This window comes from Collinsella aerofaciens (assembly GCF_901212495.1).
Classification (GTDB): Bacteria; Actinomycetota; Coriobacteriia; order Coriobacteriales; family Coriobacteriaceae; genus Collinsella; species Collinsella aerofaciens_H.
Genome location: NZ_CAAKNY010000048.1, coordinates 1 through 881 on the forward strand (window position 1 = coordinate 1; position 881 = coordinate 881).

Genomic DNA, 881 nt, shown 5'->3' on the forward strand with positions numbered 1-881 from the left:
GCAGCGTCGAGCTGTTACGCGGTTTGGTAAAACCGCGTAACTTATATGACCATGACGTAGCGGCTGCCAACGTAGTACTGCTTGCCGAGCAAAACCGGCTCGCCATTGGGGCCGGTAAAGCCGGCACGCAGATTGAGCAGTGGGTCATGCGGGGCAATGCCCAACTCGGCTGCCTGCTCGACATTGGCACGAACAGCCTCGACCGTGCGGTAACCAACCGATGCAATCGGGGTTCCGCCAACACGCTCGACCTCGGCAAAAATCGACTTGTCCTCAAGATCGGCCGTTAACAGCTCGCGGTATGCGTCAAACGGCACAAAGATGTTCTCCTCAAAGATGGGCTCGCCGTCGGCCGTACGCACGCGCTTAATATGCAGCAGCAGCGCATCCTTCTGCAGGCCAAAGAACTCCATCTCGTTTTGACGCGCTGGAACAATCTGGCGATCGACCACATGCGCACCAGCCTTCATGCCATTGTCGGCACACAGTGCGGTAAACGTCTGCAGCGTCGAGGCGTAGAACTGGCGGTTGATGTGCGGCGTGGAAACAAAGGTGCCGCGGCCCTGCTGCTTAACCAGGTAGCCATCGGAGCACAGCTCCTCGACGGCACGGCGCACCGTTATGCGGCTCACCTCGTACTGCTCGGCTAGCTCAAGCTCGGACGGAATACGCTCCTTGGGTGCATAAACACCCTTCTCGATCTCGTCCTTAATCTCGTCGTAAATCTGCTGGTAAAGCGGTGCATTTTTGGGCGCAGGCATATCTGATCACTCTTATCGAAATATCGAAATTACTAATACGTATATAACGTCTAGTTTTATGTTACCTCATAACGATAAAACGATACACCCACCCTACCAAAAAGGGACAGGTTTATTTTG

The 881-nt window shown here is 54.6% G+C and carries 1 protein-coding gene; it reads right to left on the minus strand.

Annotated elements, in window-relative coordinates:
* Nucleotides 1–41: 41 nt before the first annotated feature.
* The gene (locus tag SFLMC1_RS05665) at nucleotides 42–761 is read right to left on the minus strand and encodes a GntR family transcriptional regulator (RefSeq protein ID WP_152074110.1); all 720 of its coding nucleotides are present in this window, start codon (nucleotides 759–761) and stop codon (nucleotides 42–44) included.
* Nucleotides 762–881 lie beyond the last annotated feature (120 nt).